We start from the raw sequence: 5273 nt of genomic DNA on the forward strand, positions 1-5273 counted from the left end.
GGCGTCGATCCAGTAGCCGTTCCAGCCCGCCGCGCGCAGCTTCGGGTAGATCTCTTTCGTGTAGTCGCCGCCCTGGCAGGTGATGATGGTGTCGCAGGCACGCAGCTCGTCGATGCTGCTGGCATCCTTCAGCGGCGGCACCTCGCGGCCGATGTCGGGGCCCTTGCCGCCGACGTTGGAAGTCGTGAAGAACACCGGTTCGATATGGTCGAAATCGCGCTCTTCCTTCATGCGCCCCATGAGCACGGAACCCACCATGCCGCGCCAGCCGATCAAGCCTACTTTCATCATTTCGTTTCTCCGTGTGAGGGGCTAGGATTTAGGGGCTAGGGGCAGCGCGGCCGGAGGCCGCGCCCATTCAATTGCACGGGCACAGCCCGCTCATCCCCTTATCCCTAGCGCCTAGCCCCTAATCCCTAAAAATCAAAGCGCCGCCACCACCGCGTCGCCCATCTCGCTGCATGACACCTTCCGCGTGCCCTCGGTCCAGATGTCGCCGGTGCGCAGGCCCTGTGCGACCACCTTCTTCACCGCATTCTCGATGCGATCGGCGGTCGCCAGATCGGCGAAGGTGTAGCGGTACATCATCGCCACCGACAGAATGGTGGCCAGCGGGTTCGCCAGGTTCCTGCCGGCGATGTCGGGCGCGGACCCGTGGATCGGCTCGTACATGCCCTTGTTGTGCTCGTCCAAAGATGCCGACGGCAGCATGCCGATCGAGCCGGACAGCATGGAGGCGGCGTCGGACAGGATGTCGCCGAAGATGTTGCCGGTGACCATGGTATCGAACTGCTTCGGCGCGCGGATCAGCTGCATCGCCGCGTTGTCGACATACATGTGCGAGAGCTCGACCTCGGGATACTGCTTCGAGACCTCGATCATCACTTCCTTCCACAGCTCGGAGCATTCCAGCACGTTGGCCTTCTCGACCGAGCACAGCTTCCTGCCGCGCTTCATCGCGATGCCGAAGGCCACATGGGCAACGCGGCGCACTTCCGACTCCGAATACAGCATGGTATTGAAGCCGACGCGCTCGCCATTCCGCACCTCTATTCCGCGCGGCTGGCCGAAATACACGTCGCCGGTCAGCTCGCGCACGATCATGATGTCGAGCCCGGACACGACTTCGGGCTTGAGCGACGACGCGCCCGCCAGCTCCGGATACAGCAGCGCCGGGCGCAGGTTGGCGAACAGGTTGAGTTCCTTGCGAATGCGCAACAGACCGCGCTCGGGGCGCAGCGGGCGGTCGAGCGTGTCGTATTGCGGCCCGCCGACGGCGCCGAGCAGCACCGCGTCGGCGTCGCGTGCGAGCTTCAGGGTGGCCTCCGGCAGCGGATCGCCCGCCGCATCGTAGCCGGCACCGCCGATCGGCGCGGTTTCCATTTCGATTTTTGCGCCGTCGGCGCGCAATGCGTCGAGAACCTTGACCGCCTGGGCGACGATTTCCGGACCGATGCCGTCACCCGGCAAGACTGCAATTTTCATGTTCTTAAAACCTTTTGTCCGCGAATACCCGGAAGGGCATAAAGGGCGCGAAGGTCACGAAGAAAAGCCTTCCTTCGCGTTTCTTCGCGTCCTGCGCGGATGAAAAATAATCATGCAAACAACCAAGGTGCCTCGACCTTGCGTCGTTCTTCGTATGCCTTGATCTTGTCGGCCTGCAACAAGGTCAGCCCGATATCGTCCAGGCCGTTCAGCAGACGGTGCTTACGGCCGCCGTCGACTTCGAATGCCAGCACTTCGCCAGCCGGCGTGGTCACGGTCTGCTTGCCGAGATCGACGTTCAGGCGGTAGCCCTCGGATGCTTCGCATTCGCCGAACAGCCGGTCAACCACCGCAGCGTCGAGCACGATCGGCAGAATGCCGTTCTTGAAGCAGTTGTTGTAGAAGATGTCGGCGTAGGACGGTGCGATGATGGCGCGGATGCCGTAGTCTTCCAGCGCCCACGGTGCATGCTCGCGGCTCGATCCGCAGCCGAAGTTGTCGCGCGCCAGCAGTACCGAGGCACCCGCATAACGCGGGAAGTTCAGCACGAACTCCGGGTTCGGCTTGCGCGTGGCGGAGTCCATGCCCGGCTCGCCGTGATCGAGATAACGCCATTCGTCGAACAGGTTGGGCCCGAAGCCGGCGCGCTTGATCGATTTCAGGAACTGCTTGGGAATGATGGCGTCGGTGTCGACGTTGGCGCGGTCGAGCGGCACCACAAGCCCGTCGAGAACAGTGAAAGCGTGCATTTACTTGGTCGACTTCTGAATCGCGTCGCCGGCCTTCTCGATATCCTGGCCCACGCCGCGAACGGTGTTGCAGCCGGCCAGCGTCAAGGCGGCGGCAATCAAAACGGCGATCATCGGTTTCATACGGTTCTCCTTAAAATTTACGTACATCGACAAAATGCCCGGCGCACGCGGCCGCGGCGGCCATGGCAGGACTGACCAGATGGGTTCTGCCGCCCTGCCCCTGGCGCCCCTCGAAGTTGCGGTTGGAAGTCGAGGCACAGCGCTCGCCCGGCTCCAGCCGGTCGGCGTTCATCGCCAGGCACATCGAGCAGCCCGGTTCGCGCCACTCGAATCCTGCTTCGATGAAGACCTTGTCCAGGCCCTCGGTCTCGGCCTGCTGCTTGACCAGGCCCGAGCCCGGCACCACCATCGCCAGCTTGACGTTGGGCGCGACCTTGCGGCCGCGGGCCACGCCGGCGGCCTCGCGCAGATCCTCGATCCGCGAGTTGGTGCAGGAGCCGATAAAGATCTTGTCCACCGGGATCTCGGCAATCGGGGTGCCGGCCGCGAGGCCCATGTATTCGAGGGCGCGCATCCAGTCGTGGCGCTTGACCTCGCTCGGCGCATCGGCCGGATTCGGCACGCGGCCGTTGATGGTCGTCACCATCTCGGGCGAGGTGCCCCAGGTGACCTGCGGCTCGATCGTCGCCGCATCGAGCTCGACCACGCGGTCGAAGACCGCGTCGGCGTCCGAATGCAGCGTGTTCCACCACGCCACCGCCTTGTCCCACGCCGCGCCCGTGGGCGAATAGGGCCGGCCCTTGACGTAGTCGATCGTGGTCTGGTCGACCGCCACCATGCCGGCGCGCGCGCCCGCCTCGATCGCCATGTTGCACAGCGTCATGCGCCCTTCCATCGTCAGCGCGCGGATCGCCGTGCCGCCGAATTCCAGCGCGTAGCCGGTGCCGCCGGCGGTGCCGATCGCGCCGATGATGGCCAGCGCGATGTCCTTCGCAGTCACGCCATTGCCCAGCGTGCCTTCGACCTTCACCAGCATGGTCTTCGACGGCTTCTGCCACAGGCATTGCGTGGCCAGCACGTGCTCGACTTCGGAGGTGCCGATGCCGAACGCCAGCGCGCCGAACGCGCCGTGGGTGGAAGTATGCGAATCGCCGCACACCACGGTCATGCCGGGCAGGGTCAGCCCCTCTTCGGGACCGATGACGTGGACGATGCCCTGACGGATGTCGTCCATCCTGAATTCGGTGATACCGAACTCGGCGCAATTGGCGTCCAGCGTTTCCACCTGCAGGCGCGAGATCGGATCGGCGATGCCCTGGCTGCGGTCGGTGGTCGGCACGTTGTGGTCGGGCACGGCAATCGCCGCGTCGGCGCGGCGCGGCGTGCGGTGGGCCAGCTTCAGCCCCTCGAACGCCTGCGGACTGGTGACTTCGTGCACCAGGTGGCGGTCGATGTAGAGCAGCGCGGTGCCGTCGGCTTCGACGTGCACGACGTGGGCGTCCCACAATTTCTGGAATAAGGTCTGGCCGGGCATGGGAAGGGCAAATTACGTAAAGTCCAATTATTTCATAGCTGGGCGCCGACGGGCACGGATTCTGTTTTTCCCCACGCCGCATACACTGCCCACGCCAGCGCCGCGCTCGCCGCAGCCAGGGTGAAAGTCCACGCCGGGCCCAGCGTGTCCCAGGTCAGACCGCTGGCCAGCCCGCCGACGGTGCCGCCGATGCCGTAGGACAGGCTGGTGTAGAGCGCCTGCCCGCGCGCTTGATGGCGCCCGCGGAAATGCTGGTGGATCAGCGCCACCGCCGCCGCGTGAAAGGTGCCGAAAGTGAAGGCGTGCAGCGTCTGCGCGCCCCACACCAGCCAGGCCGACTCCACCCCCCAGGCGATCAGCAGGAAGCGCAGCACCGCCAGCGCGAAGCTCGCCAGAATCAGCTTGCGCGGCGTCACCTGCGCAAAAATACGCGGAATGACGAGAAAAACCCCGATTTCGCACAGCACGCCGAGCGCCCACAGCCAGCCCACGGTTGATTTGCCGTAGCCATGCTCGACCAGGTAGATCGAATAGAAGGTGTAGTACGGCCCGTGCGTCACCGCCATCAGCAGACAGGCGGCCAGCAGCGACGCCACCTCCGGCCGCTTCAGCACGGCCCAGACCGGGATGTGATCGCCGGCATGCGGCAGGATTTCGGCCTCGGGGATCACCCGCGCGAACGCGACGATGCCCAGCATCACCGCCAGCACCGCCCACGGCAGCCAGCCGATCGACACATGATCGAAGGCATGCCCCAGCCCCACCACCATGACGATGAAGCCGACCGAGCCCCACAGGCGGATGCGGCCGTAGGCGTCGCTGCGCTCGCCCAGATGCGACAGCGTCATCGCCTCGACCAGCGGCAGCGACGCGCTCCAGAAGAAACTCAGCGCCGCCATCACCACAAACAGCCACCAGAAACCGTCGCCGGCAAACACCCCGGCAAACACCAGCACGCTGCCTATCGCCGCAATCTGCACGATCGCCGTGCGGCGGCCGGTGCGGTCGGCAATATGCCCCCAGATGTTGGGCGCAAAAATCCGCATCACCTGCAGCAGCGACATCAGCACGCCGATCTGGAAGGCGTTGAACGCCAGCGACTGCAGATACAGCCCCCAGAACGGCGACATCGCGCCGACGAAAGCAAAATAAAAGAAATAGAAACCGGACAGACGCCAGTAGGGAACGGCACTCATACGGCCGGATTATCCCTGAGGCGGGCACCGTTTCCGCATCCGCATTTCAGTCCGGGAACGAATAAAAGCGCTGTGCGGCCGGGTCACCCCATGCCGGATGGCGAATCGCGCGAGGGGATGCGCGCGATCCATGCCATCAGGATCAGGCCGCCGGCTCCCATGGCCAGCTTTGCCGGCCAGCCCGGCACGAAAAACCCGATGGAGACCGCGAAGCTCAGCGCGATCAGCCCCAGCGCGATGCGCTTGGCGCGATACGGGATGCTGCGATGCTCACGCCATTCGCGGATCAGCGGCCCGAACTGCGGG

At 64.9% G+C, this 5273-nt stretch carries 6 protein-coding genes and 1 pseudogene; all 7 read right to left on the minus strand.

Going from position 1 to position 5273, the window contains the following annotated elements; translation table 11 throughout:
• A pseudogene (locus BGO62_RS12480) lies at nucleotides 1-291 on the minus strand (aspartate-semialdehyde dehydrogenase); the annotation flags it as partial.
• Nucleotides 292-423: 132 nt separating this feature from the next.
• A complete protein-coding gene (gene leuB / locus BGO62_RS12485) occupies nucleotides 424-1485 on the minus strand; it encodes a 3-isopropylmalate dehydrogenase (protein ID WP_296642943.1) in 1062 nt (353 codons plus the stop codon).
• A 110-nt stretch (nucleotides 1486-1595) separates the two neighbouring features.
• A complete protein-coding gene (gene leuD / locus BGO62_RS12490) occupies nucleotides 1596-2234 on the minus strand; it encodes a 3-isopropylmalate dehydratase small subunit (RefSeq protein ID WP_296642944.1) in 639 nt (212 codons plus the stop codon).
• Nucleotides 2235-2357 (minus strand): entericidin A/B family lipoprotein, encoded by a 123-nt coding sequence (locus BGO62_RS12495; RefSeq protein WP_296642948.1) that lies wholly within the window; start codon nucleotides 2355-2357, stop codon nucleotides 2235-2237.
• 10 nt (nucleotides 2358-2367) lie between these two features.
• Nucleotides 2368-3771: a 3-isopropylmalate dehydratase large subunit gene (gene leuC, locus BGO62_RS12500; RefSeq protein WP_296642950.1), complete on the minus strand. Its 1404-nt coding sequence runs from the start codon at nucleotides 3769-3771 to the stop codon at nucleotides 2368-2370.
• A 32-nt stretch (nucleotides 3772-3803) separates the two neighbouring features.
• Nucleotides 3804-4967 carry an MFS transporter gene (locus BGO62_RS12505; protein WP_296642953.1) on the minus strand — a complete coding sequence of 388 codons (1164 nt, stop codon included), beginning with the start codon at nucleotides 4965-4967 and terminating at the stop codon, nucleotides 3804-3806.
• Between the two features lie 83 nt (nucleotides 4968-5050).
• Nucleotides 5051-5273, minus strand: a 223-nt coding sequence (locus BGO62_RS12510; protein ID WP_296642955.1) for a DUF454 family protein, incomplete at its 5' end; no start/stop codon positions are given.

The sequence above is a fragment of the Thiobacillus sp. 65-1402 genome (assembly GCF_001897685.1).
Classification (GTDB): domain Bacteria; phylum Pseudomonadota; class Gammaproteobacteria; order Burkholderiales; family Thiobacillaceae; genus Thiobacillus.

Bases quoted from the DNA above. Each gene is read 5' to 3' on its own strand.
- leuB (WP_296642943.1), bottom strand. From the start codon at position 1,485: ATGAAAATTGCAGTCTTGCCGGGTGACGGCATCGGTCCGGAAATCGTC.
- leuD (WP_296642944.1), bottom strand. From the start codon at position 2,234: ATGCACGCTTTCACTGTTCTCGACGGGCTTGTGGTGCCGCTCGACCGC.
- BGO62_RS12495 (WP_296642948.1), bottom strand. From the start codon at position 2,357: ATGAAACCGATGATCGCCGTTTTGATTGCCGCCGCCTTGACGCTGGCC.
- leuC (WP_296642950.1), bottom strand. From the start codon at position 3,771: ATGCCCGGCCAGACCTTATTCCAGAAATTGTGGGACGCCCACGTCGTG.
- BGO62_RS12505 (WP_296642953.1), bottom strand. From the start codon at position 4,967: ATGAGTGCCGTTCCCTACTGGCGTCTGTCCGGTTTCTATTTCTTTTAT.